Source organism: Streptomyces sp. NPDC005878, assembly GCF_040629815.1.
Lineage (GTDB): Bacteria > Actinomycetota > Actinomycetes > Streptomycetales > Streptomycetaceae > Streptomyces.
This window is the reverse complement of record NZ_JBEXWK010000030.1, coordinates 1-17,455: the sequence shown is the minus strand read 5'-3', so window position 1 is coordinate 17,455 and position 17,455 is coordinate 1. Positions and strand designations below refer to the sequence as shown.

15 protein-coding genes and 1 rRNA gene are annotated in these 17,455 nt (G+C 74.4%); 5 read left to right on the top strand and 11 right to left on the bottom strand.

The features are described 5' to 3' along the window. The first annotated feature begins 23 nt into the window (after positions 1-23). Together ABZ404_RS31600 and ABZ404_RS31595 are read left to right on the top strand one after the other, a co-directional pair. Positions 24-1,403: an FAD-binding oxidoreductase gene (locus ABZ404_RS31600; RefSeq protein WP_358835643.1), complete on the top strand. Its 1,380-nt coding sequence runs from the start codon at positions 24-26 to the stop codon at positions 1,401-1,403. Positions 1,404-1,473: 70 nt separating this feature from the next. Continuing rightward, positions 1,474-3,108: a PucR family transcriptional regulator gene (locus ABZ404_RS31595; protein ID WP_358835644.1), complete on the top strand. Its 1,635-nt coding sequence runs from the start codon at positions 1,474-1,476 to the stop codon at positions 3,106-3,108. Positions 3,109-3,250: 142 nt separating this feature from the next. On the opposite strand, the gene ABZ404_RS31590 is transcribed toward ABZ404_RS31595, so the two are convergent. The 5 genes from ABZ404_RS31590 to ABZ404_RS31570 form a co-directional block, all read right to left on the bottom strand. Next, positions 3,251-4,336: a glycosyltransferase family 4 protein gene (locus ABZ404_RS31590; protein WP_358991138.1), complete on the bottom strand. Its 1,086-nt coding sequence runs from the start codon at positions 4,334-4,336 to the stop codon at positions 3,251-3,253. A 205-nt stretch (positions 4,337-4,541) separates the two neighbouring features. Continuing rightward, the gene (recN, locus tag ABZ404_RS31585) at positions 4,542-6,260 is read right to left on the bottom strand and encodes a DNA repair protein RecN (RefSeq protein WP_358835773.1); all 1,719 of its coding nucleotides are present in this window, start codon (positions 6,258-6,260) and stop codon (positions 4,542-4,544) included. 321 nt (positions 6,261-6,581) lie between these two features. Further along, positions 6,582-7,535: an NAD kinase gene (locus ABZ404_RS31580; RefSeq protein ID WP_358835774.1), complete on the bottom strand. Its 954-nt coding sequence runs from the start codon at positions 7,533-7,535 to the stop codon at positions 6,582-6,584. A gap of 5 nt (positions 7,536-7,540) precedes the next feature. Further along, on the bottom strand, positions 7,541-8,356 hold the full coding sequence (locus ABZ404_RS31575) for a TlyA family RNA methyltransferase (protein WP_358835764.1): 816 nt from the start codon (positions 8,354-8,356) through the stop codon (positions 7,541-7,543). 7 nt (positions 8,357-8,363) lie between these two features. Beyond that, entirely contained in the window at positions 8,364-8,642 is a 279-nt protein-coding gene (locus ABZ404_RS31570; protein ID WP_358835765.1) for a hypothetical protein, read from the bottom strand. A gap of 42 nt (positions 8,643-8,684) precedes the next feature. Here ABZ404_RS31570 and ABZ404_RS31565 point away from each other — a divergent pair, with 42 nt between their 5' ends. Continuing rightward, complete coding sequence (locus ABZ404_RS31565) at positions 8,685-9,032, top strand: SCP2 sterol-binding domain-containing protein (RefSeq protein WP_358835766.1); 348 nt, start codon at positions 8,685-8,687, stop codon at positions 9,030-9,032. On the opposite strand, the gene ABZ404_RS31560 is transcribed toward ABZ404_RS31565, so the two are convergent. The 4 genes from ABZ404_RS31560 to ABZ404_RS31545 form a co-directional block, all read right to left on the bottom strand. Next, positions 9,029-9,856, bottom strand: coding sequence for an ABC transporter ATP-binding protein (locus ABZ404_RS31560; RefSeq protein ID WP_358835767.1), 828 nt, complete (start codon positions 9,854-9,856; stop codon positions 9,029-9,031). The two genes, ABZ404_RS31565 and ABZ404_RS31560, sit on opposite strands and share 4 nt — an antisense overlap. A gap of 53 nt (positions 9,857-9,909) precedes the next feature. Then, entirely contained in the window at positions 9,910-10,938 is a 1,029-nt protein-coding gene (locus ABZ404_RS31555) for an iron chelate uptake ABC transporter family permease subunit (RefSeq protein ID WP_358835768.1), read from the bottom strand. Then, positions 10,935-11,948, bottom strand: coding sequence for an iron chelate uptake ABC transporter family permease subunit (locus ABZ404_RS31550; RefSeq protein WP_358835775.1), 1,014 nt, complete (start codon positions 11,946-11,948; stop codon positions 10,935-10,937). Before ABZ404_RS31550 ends, ABZ404_RS31555 begins: the two co-directional genes overlap by 4 nt. 369 nt (positions 11,949-12,317) lie before the next feature. Then, positions 12,318-13,346 carry an HAD hydrolase-like protein gene (locus ABZ404_RS31545; protein WP_358835769.1) on the bottom strand — a complete coding sequence of 343 codons (1,029 nt, stop codon included), beginning with the start codon at positions 13,344-13,346 and terminating at the stop codon, positions 12,318-12,320. Between the two features lie 72 nt (positions 13,347-13,418). On the opposite strand from ABZ404_RS31545, the gene ABZ404_RS31540 reads away from it, so the two are divergent. Next, positions 13,419-14,717, top strand: coding sequence for a DUF1015 domain-containing protein (locus ABZ404_RS31540; protein ID WP_358835770.1), 1,299 nt, complete (start codon positions 13,419-13,421; stop codon positions 14,715-14,717). 130 nt (positions 14,718-14,847) lie between these two features. Here the strand turns inward: ABZ404_RS31540 and ABZ404_RS31535 are convergent, their stop codons facing one another. Then, a complete protein-coding gene (locus tag ABZ404_RS31535; RefSeq protein ID WP_358835771.1) occupies positions 14,848-15,729 on the bottom strand; it encodes a tetratricopeptide repeat protein in 882 nt (293 codons plus the stop codon). A 15-nt stretch (positions 15,730-15,744) separates the two neighbouring features. On the opposite strand from ABZ404_RS31535, the gene ABZ404_RS31530 reads away from it, so the two are divergent. Further along, positions 15,745-17,322: a hypothetical protein gene (locus ABZ404_RS31530; protein ID WP_358835772.1), complete on the top strand. Its 1,578-nt coding sequence runs from the start codon at positions 15,745-15,747 to the stop codon at positions 17,320-17,322. 28 nt (positions 17,323-17,350) lie between these two features. On the opposite strand, the gene rrf is transcribed toward ABZ404_RS31530, so the two are convergent. Then, positions 17,351-17,455: ribosomal RNA gene (gene rrf, locus ABZ404_RS31525) — 5S ribosomal RNA — on the bottom strand; the annotation flags it as partial.

Sequence of the window (17,455 nt, the reverse complement as noted above, 5' to 3'; positions counted from 1 at the left end):
TTCCCTCCGAAAGGGGGGCCCTGATGACCACCCCCTCCAAAGCGGGCACGGCCCTCGCCGAGCTCCGCGAAGACCTCTCCGGCGAGGTGTTCGTCCCCGGCGACCCGGGCTACGACGAGGCCCGGCAGGTCTTCAACGCCATGATCGACCGCCGCCCCGCCGTGATCGCGCAGTGCGCCTCGGACGCGGACGTGGCGACCGCCGTCCGCTTCGGCCGCGACCTCGATCTGAAGATCGCCGTCCGGGGCGGCGGCCACAGCGTCGCGGGGCAGTCCCTCAACGACAACAACCTCGTCGTGGACCTGCGCCGGATGCACGAGGTGACCGTCCACCCCGCCGCCCGCGCGGTACGGATCCAGGGCGGCGCCACCATGAGCCACCTCGACCTCGCCACCCAGCCCCATGGCCTCGCCACCACCGGCGGCCGGGCCTCCACCACCGGCGTCGGCGGCTTCGTCCTCGGCGGCGGCACCGGGTGGCTGGACCGCGCGTTCGGGCTGGCCGTCGACAACCTCCTGGGCGTCGAGCTGGTCACCGCCGACGGCAGTACGGTGACGGCGAGCGCCGAGGAGAACCCGGAGCTGTTCTGGGCGCTGCACGGCGGCGGCGGCAACTTCGGCATCGCCACCTCGCTCACCCTGCGCCTGCACGAGCTGCCGGCCTTCTCGATGGCGCTGCTGCTCTACCGGCCGCACCTCGGCCCGCAGGTGGCCCGGGTGTACCGGGAGCTGATCGAGACCGCCCCGCCCGAGGCGGGAGGCGGGGTCATCTATCTGACCGCGCCGCCCGAGGAGTTCATCCCCGAGCACCTGGTCGGCGAGGTGCTGGCCGGCGCGCTCGTGACGTACGCCGGGCCCGCCGAGCAGCTCACCAAGCTCGCCCAGCCGCTGCTCGCGCTGGAGCACGAGGTCGAGATGCTCACCGACATCCCGTATCCGCAGATGCAGTGCATGCTCGACGACCCGCCGGGCATGCGGAACTACTGGTCGGCCGAGTATCTGACCGGTCTGCCGGACGAGCTGATCGACGTGTTCTGCGGCCGGGCCGACAGCCTCCCGGCGCCCATGGTCCAGCACGTGCTGTTCCCGCAGGGCGGCGCGATCGCCTCCGGCCCCACCGAGTACCCGGTCCCCTACCGCGACGCGCCGTGGGCCGTGCACCCGTTCGCGATCTGGGAGGACCCGGCGGACGACGAGCGCTGCCGGCAGTGGGTCAAGGACGTCCGCGCCGACGTCCGGCCCTGGTCGACCGGCGCGGTCTACCTCAACTTCACCGGCGACGAGGGCGCCGACCGGGTGGTCGCGGGCCTGGGCGCGGAGAACATGCGCCGCCTCGCCGAGGTGAAGCGCGCCTACGACCCCGACAACGTCTTCCGCTACAACCACAACATCGCCCCGGCCTGACGGAAGAGGAGAACCGTGTCGTACCGTGACCCGCATCACGTCCGGTACGACAAAACACGAGGTGAACCCAGTGGACAGCCAGGGTGGGATCACCGTGCGGCGCGCTCTCGAACTGCCCGGGCTGCGCGGCGGGCTCCCCGAGGTCGTGGCGGGCGCGGAGCGGCTGGGCCGGACCGTGCGCTGGGTGCACGCGGGCGAGGTCCCGAACATGGCGTCCCTGCTCAAGGGCGGCGAGCTGCTGCTGACCACGGGCCTGGGCCTGGGCACCCGCCCGGCCGAGCAGCGCGCCTTCGTCCGGCGGCTGGCCGAGCGGGGCATCGCCGCCCTCGTCGTCGAACTCGGCCCGCGCTTCAGCAGGCTGCCCGCCACCCTGGTGGAGACCGCGCGGGCGGCCGGACTCCCCCTGGTCGCGCTCCACCGCGAGGTGGCGTTCGTGACGGTGACCGAGGAGATCCACACCGAGATCGTCAACGGCCACTACGCCCTGCTCCAGCGCGCCGAGGAGGTGCACCGGCGGTGTACGGGCGCGCTGCTCTCGGGCGGCGGCGTGCCCCAGGTCCTGTCGATCCTGGCGGACTTCACGGCCAACCCGGTGTTCCTGGAGACCCCGGACGGCCAGCTGCTGTACGCCGCGGCGGGCCCCGGCGAGGTGGGCGCCGACCCGCTCCAGGTGTGGGAGGGGCTGCGCGGCCAGCGCGAGTCGCGCGAGTCGGGGCCGCCGGCGGGCGCGGCCCTGGTGGACGTGCCGGGCGGCGGCCACGGCGCCGGCGCGGTCCGGGCCCGGCTCGTCCTGCTCGCCGTCTCCGCGCCGCTGCTGCCGGTCCACCGGATGGCGGCGGAGCGGGCCGCGGGCATCCTCGCGGTGGTGCTGATGCAGGCGCGCCAGGAGGAGGAGCTGGCCGCGCGCGGGCGCGGCGACTTCCTGACCGACCTCGCCGAGGGGCGTATCACCGCTGAGGACGCGCCCGCGCAGGCGAAGGTGCTGGGCTTCCGGCCGGGCGAGGGCCCGCTGCTGCCGGTGGTGATGCGGCTGGCCGCCGACCTGTCGGGCTCCTCCCCCACCGGCACCTGGGCGGTCCTGGCCCGGGCCGTCCTGGAGGAGCTGTCCTCGGTGGGCGTGCCGGTGCTGCTGGGCGTACGGCCGGTGGAGGGCCGGGTGCCGCTGCTGCTCGGGCTGCGCTCGGAGTCGGAGCGCCACGCGGTGGCCGACCGGGTGGCGGCGGCGCTGCGGGCGGGTGTGGAGCGCGCCGGGCTCAGCCGGGCCGGGGCGCAGCCGGTGGTGGTGGTCGCGGCGGCGGGCGGCTGGGCGGCGGCCTCGGCGGGGCTGCGCCACGCGGCCGAGACGGCGGCCGCGGCCCAGGGCCTGTCCGAGCGCCCCTGGTACGACGCCCGCCGCCTCGACATCGACCTGCTGCTGTGGCGGCTGCGCGAGCATCCGGACCTGGCGGCGTTCGTGGAGCGCGCCATCGGCCCGCTGCGCACCCACGACGCGGCCTCGCGCCCGCCGCTGCTGCCGACCCTGGAGACGTATCTGGCGCACGCGGGCCGCAAGGCGGAGACCGCCCGCGAGCTGCACCTCAACCGCCAGACGCTCTACAACCGCCTCGCCCGGATCGCGGAACTGCTCGGCACGGACCTGGACGACCCCCAGACCGTCCTGGCCCTCTCCCTGGCCCTACGGGCCCGCCGCCATGTGCCCCAGTGACCTGGATGCTTGGGTGAGCCACGCGCCTCGGTGACGTACGCGCCCCGGTGACGTACGGGCCCGGTGCGCCAAGTGCCTCGGTGAGCCGCGCGCCCCGGTGACCCACGCGCCTGGGCGAGCCACGCGCCCCCGTGAGCAGCCCTCAGTGGCCCCGTCGCTGCGTCAGCTCGTCGTACACGCTGAGCACCTGCGCCACCGTCTCGTCCTCGGTGGGCCAGCCCGCCGCCTGGACGAGCCCGGCCGCGGCCAGCTCGCGGCGTCGTCCGGGGTCGGTGAGCAGCCGCGCCACGGCGTCCCCGAGCGCCACCGCGTCCCCGTACGGCACCAGCTCGGCCGCGTCCCCGACCAGTTCCGGCACCCCGCCCACGGCGGTGGCCACCAGCGGCACGCCGAGCCGCAGCGCCTCCTGGGCGAGCAGGGAGCGCCCTTCCCAGCGGCTGGCGAGAACGGCCGCGTCGGCTGCGGCCAGCAGCTCGCTGACGTCGTCGCGCCGCCCCAGCAGCTTCACGGGCAGCGCCTCGGCCTCGATGCGCCGCCGGAGCGCGGCCCTCAGCCGCCCCTCCCCCGCGATCACCAGCAGTGGTACGGGATCGAGCGCCTTCCACCGGTGGACCGCGTCCAGCAGCACGTCGTAGCCCCGGTGTTCGACCAGGCTGCCGACCGCCATCAGCAACGGCCGGTCCACGGCGCCGAGTTCGGCCCGGGCCTTGCCGTCCGGGGCCGGCGTACGGGGGCCGGGTACCGCGACCGCGGCGAGCCGGGCGTCCCGGGCGCCGTGCCGCCGGGCCCGGTCGACCAGGTCGGAGGAGGTGCCGAGCACCACCGAGGCGGCCCGGGCCGCCCGCCGCTCCAGCATCCCCAGCACGCGGTGCCGGGCGCCGTCGGCGCGGGGGCCGGTGTGCCAGGTGACGACGAGGGGGACGGCGACGCGCCGACCACCCAGGGCCAGGGAGCTGCGCACCGCCGCGTGCGGTCCGTGCGCGTGCACCACGTCCGCGCCCGCGCAGACCGCCCGCAGGGCGCCGACCGCCACCGGGTCGGCGCGCCGGGGCACGGCGACGAAGTGGGCGCCCGCTCCCTGGAAGTCGAACTCCCGCTCCAGCGCGGCCGGAGCGCAGACGGTGACCCGGACGCCCCGCGCGGCGAGGCCCGCCGCCAGCGAGCGCACATGCGCGCTGCTGCCCGCGCTGCCGCCGCCCAGCACTTGGACCGTACGCAGCTGTGACACGTGAACAGGCTCCCGGGTCGGCGGTGGGCCGGTGTGGACCCCGGCCAAGGATGCCAGCCCGTACGGGCGTTCCGGCCCCGCCCGGGCGTTTCCCCGTGTCGGCGCGCGGCGGGCCGCGCCCGGGAACCACCCACACGGGTGAACCGCCACGCGCCGCTTCACCCGGCCGGGGCGCGACGCTTCACCCGGCCGGGGCGCGGTGGGCTCAGCCCTCCGCGCGTGCCGTCGCCAGCAGCTCCTCCGCGTGGGCCCGGGCCGTCTCGGAGTCCTCCTGGCCCGCCAGCATCCGGGAGAGCTCCCGGACCCGGTCCTCGCCCTCCAGGACGGTGACCCCGGACCGGGTGACCGAACCGTCGTGGGTCTTCTCCACCAGCAGCTGGCGGTCCGCGAAGGCCGCCACCTGGGGCAGATGGGTGACCACGACGACCTGCGCCGACTTGGCGAGCTTCGCCAGCCGCCGGCCGATCTCGACCGCCGCCCGGCCGCCGACGCCCGCGTCGACCTCGTCGAAGAGGTACGTGGGCACGGGGTCCGTACCGGCGAAGACCACCTCGACCGCGAGCATCACCCGGGAGAGCTCACCGCCCGACGCACCCTTGGCGATCGGCCGCGCCGGGGCGCCGGGATGCGGGGCGAGCAGCAGCTCCACCTCGTCGGCGCCGGTCGGCCCGTACGCCACGGTCCGCCCGCCCACCTCGACGCCCTCGGCGTCCTCCACCTGGCGCACCGCGAACGACACCCGGGCGTGCGGCATCGCCAGCGACGCCAGCTCGGCGGTCACCGCGTCCGCGAAGCGGGCGGCGGCCTCCGTGCGGGCATCCGTCAGCTCCTGGGCCAGGACGGACAGCTCCCGGCGCAGCCCGTCGCGCTCGGCGGTCAGCTCACCGATCCGGTCGTCGTCGCCGTCCAGCTCGGTCAGCCGGGCCGCGCCCTGCTGCGCCCAGCCGAGGACGGCCTGGATGTCCTCACCGTATTTACGGGTCAGCCCCGTCAGCGCGGCCCGCCGCTCCTCCACGGCCGCCAGCCGCAGCGGGTCGGCGTCGAGGTCGTCCGCGTATCCGGCGAGCTCGCCCGCCACGTCGCCGAGGAGGATGGCGACCTCGCCGATGCGCTCGGCGAGGGCGGCCAGGGCGGGGTCGTGCGACCGTACGGCCTCCAGGGCCCGGTGCGCGCCCGCGACCAGGGTGGCCGCGTCGACGCTCTCCGGGTCCTCCGGGTTGCCCGCGAGCGCGGAGTGGGCCAGGGCGGCGGCCGACGCCAGCGCCTCGGCGTGCCCTAGGCGCTCGGCCTCCGCCGCGAGTTCGACGTCCTCGCCGGGCAGCGGTTCGACCGCCGCGATCTCGTCGAGCCCGAACCGCAGCAGATCGGCCTCCTGCGCCCGCTCGCGCGCCCGCGTGGTCAGCTCCTCCAGCTCCCCGGCGACGGCCCGCAGCCGCCGGTACGCCTCCGCGTATTTCGTCAGCGGCCCGGCCACGGCGTCCCCGGCGTACCGGTCGAGGGCCTCGCGCTGCCGGGCGGGCCTGAGCAGGCCCTGCTGGTCGGTCTGGCCGTGGACGGCGACGAGCTCGTCGGCGATCTCCGCGAGCACGCCGTTCGGTACCGAGCGTCCGCCGAGGTACGCCCGTGAGCGGCCCTCCGCCGAGATGGTACGGCTGACCAGCAGCGCGCCCTCGTCGAGCTCGGCCCCGGCCTCCTCCGCACGGATCGCCGCGGTGGCGCCCGCGCGCAGCGCGATCCGCCCCTCGACGACCGCCGCCTTGGCGCCGATCCGCACCAGGGCGGGGTCCGCCCGTCCGCCGAGCAGCAGCCCGAGGCTGGTGACGACCATGGTCTTGCCCGCGCCGGTCTCGCCGGTCACCGCGGTGAACCCGGGCGACAGCTCGACGACAGCGTCGTCGATGACCCCGAGCGACCGTATCCGCATCTCCTCCAACACGCCCCCGACCTTACGAGGTCCCGGGCCCTGTGTGCGACGCCCCCCACACCCTCACCCCAAGGGCTGACCCCCGTGCCCGGTTTTTCCCCCACCCCGGCCGTGGGGATGAAGGCGCCGGGGCTACGTCCCCTGCCCCCGCCGAGCACTTTGTCCGCGGACCGTGACTGGCCCGGCCCTCGCACCCCGAAGGAGCCGCACCCCCCAGGGGCGCGGGGAACTGCGCGACCAGCCACCCGCACACCCGCAGCCAAAGACCCGGCCCAAAAGGGGGCACCCGGGGCCGCGGCCCCGGGAAGCAGACCGTACCCCTCAGTGCGGCGCACCCCTCCACCCGCTCACCGGCAGCGCGAACTTCGCCACCAGCCGGTCCGTGAAGGACGCGTGGTGCAGCCGGGCCAGCCGGACCGGCACCGCCCCGCGCCGCACCTCCACCCGCGCCCCCGCCGGCAGCTCCACCGTCCGCCGCCCGTCACACCACAGCACGCCGTGCGGCGTGTGCGGCTGCACCTCGACCGCCAGCACCGAACTGGGCGACGTCACCAGCGGCTTGGCGAAGAGCGCGTGGGCGCTGATCGGGACCATCAGCAGCGCCTCGACCTCCGGCCACACCACCGGCCCGCCCGCCGAGAACGCGTACGCCGTCGAGCCGGTCGGCGTCGCGTACACGATCCCGTCGCAGCCGAACCCGGTCACCGGCCGCCCGTCGATCTCCAGGACGACCTCCAGCATCCGCTCGGGCGACACCTTCTGCACGGCCGCCTCGTTGAGCGCCCAGTCGGTGTGCACCACGTCGCCGTTGCTGTGGACCACGACGTCGAGGGTCATCCGCTCCTCGACCTCGTAGGAGCGGGTGACCACCCGGTCCACGACCTTGTCCAGGTCGTCGCGCTCGGCCTCGGCGAGGAACCCGACCCGGCCGAGGTTGACGCCGAGCATCGGCACCCCCGACGCCCGTGCGAACTCCGCGCCGCGCAGCAGCGTCCCGTCCCCACCGAGCACGATCAGCAGCTCGCACCCGTCGAGGCACTGCGGGGTCGCCTCCTTGACCGTCCCCACGGCCGGCGAGTCCGGCAGCGGGATGTCGACCGCCTCCGCCTCCAGGATCCGCACCCCGATGCCGCAGCGCAGCAGTCCCCGTACCACCAGTTCCGCGCTGCGGATGGCGGCGGGCCGCCCGGTGTGCGCGAGCAGGAACACCGTGCGCTCGGTCGCACCCCGCTCGCCCGTACCGTCCCCCCCGCGCGTCTCCTCCGCGTTCCCCAACGAGCTCAACTAGGTCCCTCCGCCACTGCACGGGCCACATCAGCCGGATCCAGCGCGGGCGCACCGGCCCGCAGCCACAGAAAGTATTCGACATTGCCGGAGGGTCCGGGCAGCGGGCTGGCCGTGACCCCGAGCACACCGAGCCCCAGCCCGGCGGCCTGCGCGGCCACCGTGCGCACGGTCTCGGCCCGCAGTTCGGGGCTGCGCACCACACCGCCGCTGCCCAGGCGCTCCTTGCCGATCTCGAACTGCGGCTTGACCATCAGCACCAGGTCGGCGCCGGGCGCGCAGCACCGCACCAGCGCGGGCAGCACAAGACCCAGCGCGATGAAGGACAGGTCCCCCACCACCAGGTCGACGGGCTCGCCGTCGATGGCGTCGAGCGTCAGCTCCCGTACGTTCGTCCGGTCCTTGACGGTGACCCGGTCGTCGCTCTGGAGGGACCAGGCGAGCTGTCCGTACCCGACGTCCACCGCCACCACGTGCCCGGCGCCCGCGCGCAGCAGCACATCGGTGAACCCGCCGGTGGAGGCGCCCGCGTCCAGCGCCCGGCGCCCCTCGACCTTCAGCCCCCGCGGGACGAAGGCCGCCAGCGCGCCGGCCAGCTTGTGGCCGCCGCGCGAGACGTAGTCCGGGTCGCTGTCGTCCTCGGCGACGAGGATCGCGGCGGCGGTCTCGACCTGGGTGGCGGACTTGGTGGCGACCGCCTTGCCGACCGTCACCCGCCCGGCGGCGATCAGCTGCGCGGCGTGCTCACGGGACCGGGCGAGCTTCCGGCGGACCAGCTCGGCGTCGAGGCGGCGGCGTGCCACTCCTGCCACGTTCGGTTCAGCTCCTGTTGTCGTACGTATGGGACGCGGGGGACGGGACCGGCGGCCCCGGGCGGGCGTCCAGCGCGCTCAGCGTCTCGCGCAGCCCCCCGTGTACATCCTCGTACACCTCGACGTGTCCCTCCGTATCGAGGTGGGTGACGTCCGCGAGGCGCTCGACCAGCGCGTCCACCCGGGGGTCGCCGGTGGGTTCGCGGGGCGCTTCGGGGAACGCCGGTCCCGCGGGTTCCCCGGGGGCGCCGGCCTCCGCCCCGGGCTCCGGCATCAAGTCGCTCATGGCACGACGCTACCGCGTGGGCCTGCGGTACGGTCGGTCACGATGGCGACGATCGAGGAGTGCCGCGCGGCACTCGACGCACTTTCCGGCACCCTGGCCGGCGCGAACGGTGACATACGCGCCGCCGCCGCCCTGGACCGCTCCCTGAGCTGCCACCTCACGGACCTGGACCGCACCTTCACCGGGCGCCTGCGCGACGGCCGCGTCGAGGTCGAGCGGACGCTCCAGGGCCCGCCCGTCGAACGCGCCCAGATCCGTCTCGCCATGACGGGCGACGACCTGGTGGCGATGGTGGCGGGCGAGCTGAACTTCGCCCGGGCGTGGACGTCGGGCCGGGTCCGTCTGGAGGCCGGGTTCCGCGACCTGCTCCGGCTGCGGACCCTGCTCTAGCCGACGCCCCCCTGGGCCCCGGTGGGGACCTTCGCCGCGTCCCGCTGCCGTGCCGCGGGCACCACCAGCGGTGTGCCCGTCTCCGGGTCGTCGATGACCTGGCAGCGGACCCCGAACACGTCCCGTACCAGCTCCGCCGTGACGATCCGCGAGGGCGGGCCCTCGGCCACGATCTCGCCGCCGCGCATCGCGATCAGATGCGTGGCGTACCGGGCGGCCTGGTTCAGGTCGTGCAGCACCGCCACGAGGGTGCGCCCTTGGGACTCGTGCAGCTCGGCGCAGAGGTCCAGGACCTCGATCTGGTGCTGGATGTCCAGGAAGGTGGTCGGCTCGTCGAGCAGCAGCAGCGGTGTCTGCTGGGCCAGCGCCATCGCGATCCACACCCGCTGGCGCTGCCCGCCGGACAGCTCGTCGACGTACCGCTCCCCCAGCTCGCCCACGCCGGTCGCCTCCATCGACTCCCGCACGATCCGCTCGTCCTCGGGCGACCACTGCCGCAGCAGCCCCTGGTGCGGGTAGCGGCCCCGGGCGACCAGGTCCGCGACCGTGATCCCGTCCGGCGCGATCGACGACTGGGGCAGCAGCCCCAGGGTCCTGGCGACCTTCTTCGCGGGCATCGCGTGGATGGCCTGCCCGTCCAGCAGCACCCGCCCCGCGCTCGGCTTCAGCATCCGCGACAGGGCGCGCAGCAGCGTGGACTTGCCGCAGGCGTTGGGGCCCACGATGACGGTGAAGGAGTGGTCCGGGATCTCCACCGACAGATCCTCGGCGATCACCCGCTGGTCGTAGCCGAGGGTCACCGATTCGGCGCTGAGGCGCTGCATGTGCGTACTCCTGGAACGGGGATCCGTACGGGGACGGGGGACGTGCGGGCCGCTCATATCCGGCCCGCCTTGCGCTCGGTGACCAGCAGCCACAGCAGATAGAGGCCGCCGACCACCCCGGTGACCACGCCCACCGGCAGCTTGCTCTCGCCGAACAGCCGCTGCGAGGCCCAGTCCGCGGTGACGAGCAGGGTCGCGCCCATACAGCCGGAGGCCAGGATGTTGGGGCCGGTGGCCCGGGTGAGGCGGCGGGCGAGCTGCGGCGCGGTCAGCGCGACGAAGGAGATGGGGCCGGCCGCGGCGGTCGCGGCGGCGTTGAGGAGCACCGCGGCGAGCATCAGTACGGTACGGGTCCGCTGGACGGGCACGCCGAGCGCGTACGCCGCGTCGTCGCCCATCTCCAGCATCCGCAGCGGCCGTCCGTACGCGAGGATCACCGGCAGCAGGGCGCCGAAGAGCACGAGCAGCGGCCACACCTGCTCCCAGTCGCGCCCGTCGAGCGAGCCGGTGAGCCACACCATGGCCCGGGTCGCGTCGACCAGTTGGGCCTTGGTGAGCAGGTACTGGATGCAGGCGGTGAGCATCGCGGCGGCGCCGATGCCGACGAGCACCAGGCGGTAGCCGTGCACGCCCTTCTTCCAGGCGAGCAGATAGACCGCGACGCCGGTCGCGAGGCCGCCGAGCAGGGCGCCGACGGCGACGTCGGTGGCGTCGCCGCCGAACCAGACGATGACGACGAGGGCGCCGACCGAGGACCCCTGGCCGAAGCCGATGATGTCCGGACTGCCCAGCGGGTTGCGGGAGATGGACTGGAAGACCGCGCCCGAGATGCCGAGCGCGGCGCCCACCAGGAGCCCCACGAGGACCCGGGGCAGCCGCAGTTCGTTGACGATGAAGTCCTGCTGGGCGGTGCCGGAGCCGAAGAGCGTACGGACGACGTCGAGCGGCGCGATGGCGAAGTCGCCGCTGCCGACGAGGACCACACCCGCCGTGAGGGCCGCGGCCAGCAGCGCCACGACGACGGCCAGCGAACGGGTGTCGGCCCGGAAGGAGTAACCCCCGGGCGTGCGTACGGCCTTCACAGCTGAGCCATCCTCTTGCGGCGGACGAGAAAGATGAACACGGGCCCGCCGATGAGCGCGGTGACGATGCCGACCTGGAGCTCGGAGGGCCGGGTGATCACCCGGCCGACCACGTCGGAGCCGAGCAGCAGCACGGGCGACAGGACGGCCGCGTACGGCAGGATCCAGCGCATGTCGGGCCCGGTGATGGCCCGCACCACGTGCGGGACCATCAGGCCGATGAAGACGATCGGCCCGCAGGCGGCGGTCGCGGCCCCGCACAGCAGGGTGACGGTGACCATCGACAGGACGCGGGTCCGGGTCAGGTGGGCGCCCAACGCGCGGGCGGTGTCGTCGCCCAGGGCCATCGCGTTGAGGGGCCGGGCGATGAGCGCGGCGAGAAGGAGGCCGACCGCCACGAACGGCGCGATCTCGGTGACCGTGTCCGCGTTGGCGGAGGCCAGCGAGCCGACCGACCAGAACCGCAGCCGGTCGAGCGCGGCCGAGTCCATCAGCTGCACGGCGTTGATGTAGCCGTAGAGCGCGGCCGTGGCGGCGGTGCCCGCGAGCGCCAGCCGGACCGGGGTGGCTTCCCGGCTGCCGCCCAGGACGTAGACGAGCGCGGAGACGACCGCGGCGCCGGCGAAGGCGAACCAGACGTACCCCGTCAGGCTGGTGACCCCGAAGAAGCTGATCGCGGAGACCACGGCGGCCGAGGCGCCCGCGCTGACGCCGAGGATGCCGGGTTCGGCCAGCGGGTTGCGGGTGAGGGCCTGCATGACCGCGCCGGAGACGCCGAGGGCGGCCCCGACGAGCAGTCCGAGCAGGGTGCGGGGCACCCGGGTGTCATGGACGATGACGTCGTCGGCGGTGCCGGAGTAGTGGAACAGCCCGTGCCAGACGTCCGCGAGCGGAATCTGTTTGGCGCCGACGGCGATGCTCGCGAGCGCCACGAGGACCAGGACCGCCAGGGCGGCGAGCAGTCCGGCGGCCCGCAGGGCGTGCCGCCGGGCGGTCGGGGCCGGGGGCACGGCAGCGGTCTGCGCGTTCGGCGGGGAGGGGCTGTCTACCAACACGCAAGTTAGGTTAGCCTACCCTGCAAAGCCCTCGACAGGGCCCTTGATCATGGTCCACACCCACCGATCAGGGGCGCTTCCCCGGGCCCCGGAGCCAGCACTTCTGCTTCCGGCACCTGGCCCCGAAACCCGGCCTCCGGTCTCCCTCCCCGCGGCCCCGGCACCCGATCCCGGACCTGGTACCTCAGCCTCCCGGACCCGGACTCGGAACCCGATACCCCGGCACCTCTGCCCGTGGCCGCCGGCACCCCCCGCCTCCGGACCCGGACCCGGAACCGACCCCCGCACCCCGGACCAGCCCCGCACCCGCACCCGCCCCAAAGCTCACCACCCAAGCCGCTCCAGCACCTTCCCCGCGTCCAGCTCGCACACACCCTCGCCCGCGTGTGTCCAGGCCGCCGCGCACAGCGCCCGCAGGGCGTCCAGCGGCTCGCCCTCGCCGTCGAGGACGAACGCCTCGTCACGGACGGCCGCCGTCCACCCGCCGCACACGAAGTCACCGTCGTTTTCGGCCACTTCCGGCTGGCCGGTCAGCATCCCCCGCAGATCCGCGTCCACGAAGGTCGGCCGGTGCTCGGGGCGCGCGGCCAGCAGCTGGGCGGCGTCCGTCACCCCGGTGAGGACGAGCAGCGAGTCCACCTCGCCGTTGAACGCCCCCTCGATGTCCGTGTCCAGCCGGTCCCCCACCACCAGCGGCTTGCGCGCACCCGTACGGATGATCGTCTCCCGGTGCATCGGGGGCAGCGGCTTGCCCGCCACCTGCGGCTCGGCGCCGGTCGCGATCCGCACCACCTCCACGGCCGCCCCGTTGCCCGGCGCGATACCGCGCCCGCTCGGGATCGTCAGATCGGTGTTGGACGCGAACCACGGCACCCCGGCCGCGACGGCGTACGACGCCTCCGCGAACCTGCCCCACGCCAGGTCGGGCCCGCCGTACCCCTGCACCACCGCCGCCGGGTCGTCCTCGGCCGACTCGACCGGCTCCAGGCCGCGCTCGCGCAGCGCCACCCGCAGCCCCTCACCGCCGATCACCAGCACCCGCGCACCCTCCGGCACCTGCTCGGAGATCAGCCGCGCCACCGCCTGCGCCGAGGTGATCACATCGCCGGCCTCGGCCGGCACCCCGAGCTCGGTGAGGTGCGCCGCCACCGCGTCCGGCGTCCGCAGCGCGTTGTTGGTGACGTACGCGAGGTGCATCCCGCCCTCCCGGGCCGTACCCAGCGAGTCGACGGCGTGCTCGATCGCCTCACCGCCCGCGTACACCACCCCGTCGAGATCCAGCAGAGCCGTGTCGTACGCCTCACTCAGCGCCCGCGCGCTCCCGCTCGGCCGCGTCCTGCTGGGCTGGCTCATCCTCATCCACTCCTCGCTCGATGCTCTCCCCCCGATCATCGCGCATGCCCGCACCCCACTTACCATGCACCAATGACCACAACTGGGCGTACGGACGACGGGCTGCGCCTGCTCCCCTTCCGCGGGCTGCGCTACGTACCCGAGCGCGTCGGCAGCCTCGCCGCCGTGACCTCGCCGCCGTACGACGTGGTGGTGCGGCCCGACGGCCTCCTGCACCTGGAGTCGGCGGACCCGTACAACATCGTCCGCCTCATCCTGCCGCAGGCCGCCACGCCCACGGCCCGGCACCAGCAGGCCGCGCTCACCCTCGACGACTGGCTGGCGGAGGGCGTCCTCGCCCCCGACGCGGAGCCCGCGCTGTACGTGTACGAGCAGCACGACGGCGCCCTGCTCCAGCGCGGCCTCATCGGGGCGCTCGCCCTCTCGGACCCCTCCGAGGGCGTGGTGCTGCCGCACGAGGACGTGATGCCGCACGTCGTGGAGGACCGCGCCGACCTGATGCGCACGACGGCCGCCCACTTCGAGCCGCTGCTCCTGACGTACCACGGTGACGCCGGCCCCAACGGCAACGGGCCGGCCGGCGCGGACGCGGTCATCGAACGGACCGTACGGCGCGAGCCGTTGCTCTCGACGAGGACCGAGGACGGCTACAGCCACCGGCTGTGGGCGATCACCGACCCCGCCGACCTCGCCGAGATCCAGACCGACCTCGCCCGCCACCAGGCGGTGATCGCCGACGGCCACCACCGCTGGGCGACCTATCTGCGGCTGCGCTCGGAGCAGTCCGCGCCCGGCCCCTGGGACTTCGGCCTGGTCCTGCTCGTGGACACGGCCCGCTATCCGCTGCGGGTGCGCGCGATCCACCGGCTGCTGCACCGGCTTCCGGTCAGCGACGCCCTGGCCGCGGTGGCCGAATCCGGCGCCTTCCGCATCCGTACGTTCTCGGTTCCGCTGCCCGACGCGCTCGACCTCCTCGCGGAGGCGAGCACCGCGGGCAACGCCTTCCTGCTGGCGGGCGACGGGCACTTCCACCTCCTCGACCGCCCCGACCCGGAGCTGTTGGCCCGTACCGTCCGGGCCGACCGCCCGCAGGCCTGGCGCGAACTGGACGCGGCTGTCCTCCACTCCACGCTCCTGGACCACGTCTGGCGCATCCCGGACGCGCCCGAGCACATCATGTACATCCACGACACGACGGCCGCGGTCGAGCAGGCCGAGCGGCGCGGCGGCACGGCGGTGCTCATGCACCCGGTGCGCGAGGACGTCGTCCGCGACCTGGCCCGCCAGGGCGTCACGATGCCCCGTAAGTCGACGTCCTTCGGCCCCAAGCCGGCGACCGGTCTGGTGCTGCGGAGCCTGACGGTGAACTGAGCGGCGCGGGCCCGCGCGAGGCGGAAACGCGAAAGGGCGGCACCCCGGTGGGGGTGCCGCCCTTTCCCAACTGCTCTCAGCCGCCCACGGGGGCGCCTGGGCCTAGGCCTAGGCCCAGGGAGACGCTGACTCAGGCCTTGTCGGCCGGACCCTTGTCGGCGTCGGCGTCGGCCGCGACCACGGAGTCCGCGTCAGCGTCCGCGTCGACATCCGCGACGGCGTCCGCCTCCACGACGTCGAGCTCGTCCAGCTCGTCGTCGTCCTGGTCGTCGCGGTCGTCGTCCTCGTCCTCGTCCTCGTCCTCGTCCTCGTCCGGCACGCTGTCCGACGCGTCGGTGCTGTCGAGGAGGTCGGCGTCGGCCTGCTCGTCCTGCTCATCGCCGAGGGCGTCCACAAAGTCCACGCCGTCCATCTCGGCCAGCCGGTCGGAGGCGTCGGTGGTGCCGTCCTTGTCGGACTCCAGCGCCTTCGCGAACCACTCGCGCGCCTCGTCCTCACGCCCGGCGGCGAGCAGCGCGTCCGCGTACGCGTACCGCAGACGCGGGGTCCACGGCTGTACCGAGTTCGACGCCAGCTCCGGGCTCTGGAGGGTCACGATGGCGGCGTCCAGCTGCCCCATGTCCCGCCGCGCACCGGCCGCGACCAGGCGCATCTCGACCTGGCTCGCCTTGTCGAGCTTCTGCACCTCGGGCGCGCCGGCCATCTCCAGCGCCCGCTCCGGGCGGCCCATGCCACGCTCGCAGTCGGCCATGACGGGCCACAGCTCGACGTGCCCGGTCATCCGCCGCGCGGCCCGGAACTCGGCCAGCGCCTCGGAGTACTTCTGCGTCGCGTACGCCGCGAACCCGGCCGCCTCGCGGACCGCCGCCACACGGGAGGCGAGCCGCAGCGCGATACGCGAGTACGCGTACGCCTGCTCCGGGTCCTCGTCGATCAGGCGGGCCACCATGACCAGGTTCTGGGCGACGTCCTCGGCGAGGGTCTTGGGCAGGCTCAGCAGCTCCTGACGCACGTCCTCGTCGATCTCGTGGCCCGTGACGTCCTCGTCGATCGGCAGCCGCTTGATCGGCTCACGGTCGCGGTCCCGCTCGCGGCGGTCGTCGCCGCCACGGAACCCACCGCGGTCGTCACGGCGGTCGTCGCGCCCGCGGTAGCCGCCGCGGTCGTCGTCGCGGCGCGGGCCGCGGTCGTCACGGCGGAAGCCGCCACGGTCGTCGCGGCTGTCACGGCCTCGGAACCCACCGCGGTCGTCGTCGCGGCGCGGGGCCGGACGGTCGTCGCGGCGGAAGCCACCACGGTCGTCATCACGACGGGGAGCCGGACGGTCGTCACGACGCCCGAAGCCACCGCCACCGCCACCGCCGCCGGAGGGACGGCCACCACGGTCGTCATCACGGCGGAAGGAGGGACGCTCGTCACGACGGTCATCGCGACGGAAGCCACCACGGTCGTCATCCCGACGCGGGGCCGGACGGTCATCGCGACGCCCGTAACCGCCACCGGTGCTGGCACCGGAGCCACCACGATTGTCGTCACGACGCCCGTAACCACCGCCACCGGAGGGACGGCCACCACGGTCATCGTCACGGCGGAAGGAGGGACGCTCGTCACGACGGTCATCGCGACGAAACCCACCACGGTCATCGTCCCGACGCGGGGCCGGACGGTCATCGCGACGCCCGTAGCCGCCACCGGTGCTGGCACCGGAGCCACCGCGGTTGTCGTCGCGACGGCCGTAGCCACCGCCGCCGGAGGGACGGCCACCACGGTCGTCATCGCGACGGAAGGAGGGCCGGTCGTCACGGCGGGGAGCACGGTCGTCACGACGGAAGCCACCACGGTCGTCATCCCGACGCGGAGCGGGACGGTCGTCGCGACGCCCGTAGCTGCCACCGGTGCTGGAGCCACCACGGTTGTCATCGCGACGGCCGTAGCCACCGCCGCCGGAGGGACGGCCACCACGGTCATCGTCACGGCGGAAAGAGGGACGCTCGTCACGACGGTCATCGCGACGGAACCCACCACGGTCGTCATCCCGGCGCGGGGCCGGACGGTCATCGCGGCGCCCGTAACCGCCACCGGTGCTGGCACCGGAGCCACCACGGTTGTCGTCACGACGCCCGTAACCACCGCCGCCGGAGGGACGGCCACCACGGTCGTCATCACGACGCGGGCCGGACGGACGGTCGTCACGACGGCCGTAGCCGCCGCCGCTGTAGCCGCCACCGGACGGACGGCCACCGCGGTCGTCGTCGCGGCGCGGGCCACGGTCATCGCGGCGGTCGTCACGGCGGAACCCACCACCGGTGCCGCCACCGGTGCTGCCACGGCTGTCGTCGCGACGGCCGTAGCCGCCGCCGGCCGGGCGGCCGCCTCGGTCGTCGTCACGGCGCGGGCCGCGGTCGTCACGACCGCCCCGGTAGCCGCCCCTGTCACCGCCGTCACGGCTGCGCCCCTCGCGCTGCGGACGGTCCTCGGGAGAGTTGGTGGACATCGGTGCGACTCCTGTCTTCGGGTACTGCAGTCATTCTCGCGCAGTCGGCTGCCCGACGCGCTTCGGAAAATTCAAGCGAAAATAAAAAAGGACCCTTGGTCCCAGCGTTGAACGCTGGGACCAAGGGTCCTGAAAGATTGTTCGGCGGTGTCCTACTCTCCCACAGGGTCCCCCCTGCAGTACCATCGGCGCTGAAAGGCTTAGCTTCCGGGTTCGGAATGTAACCGGGCGTTTCCCTAACGCT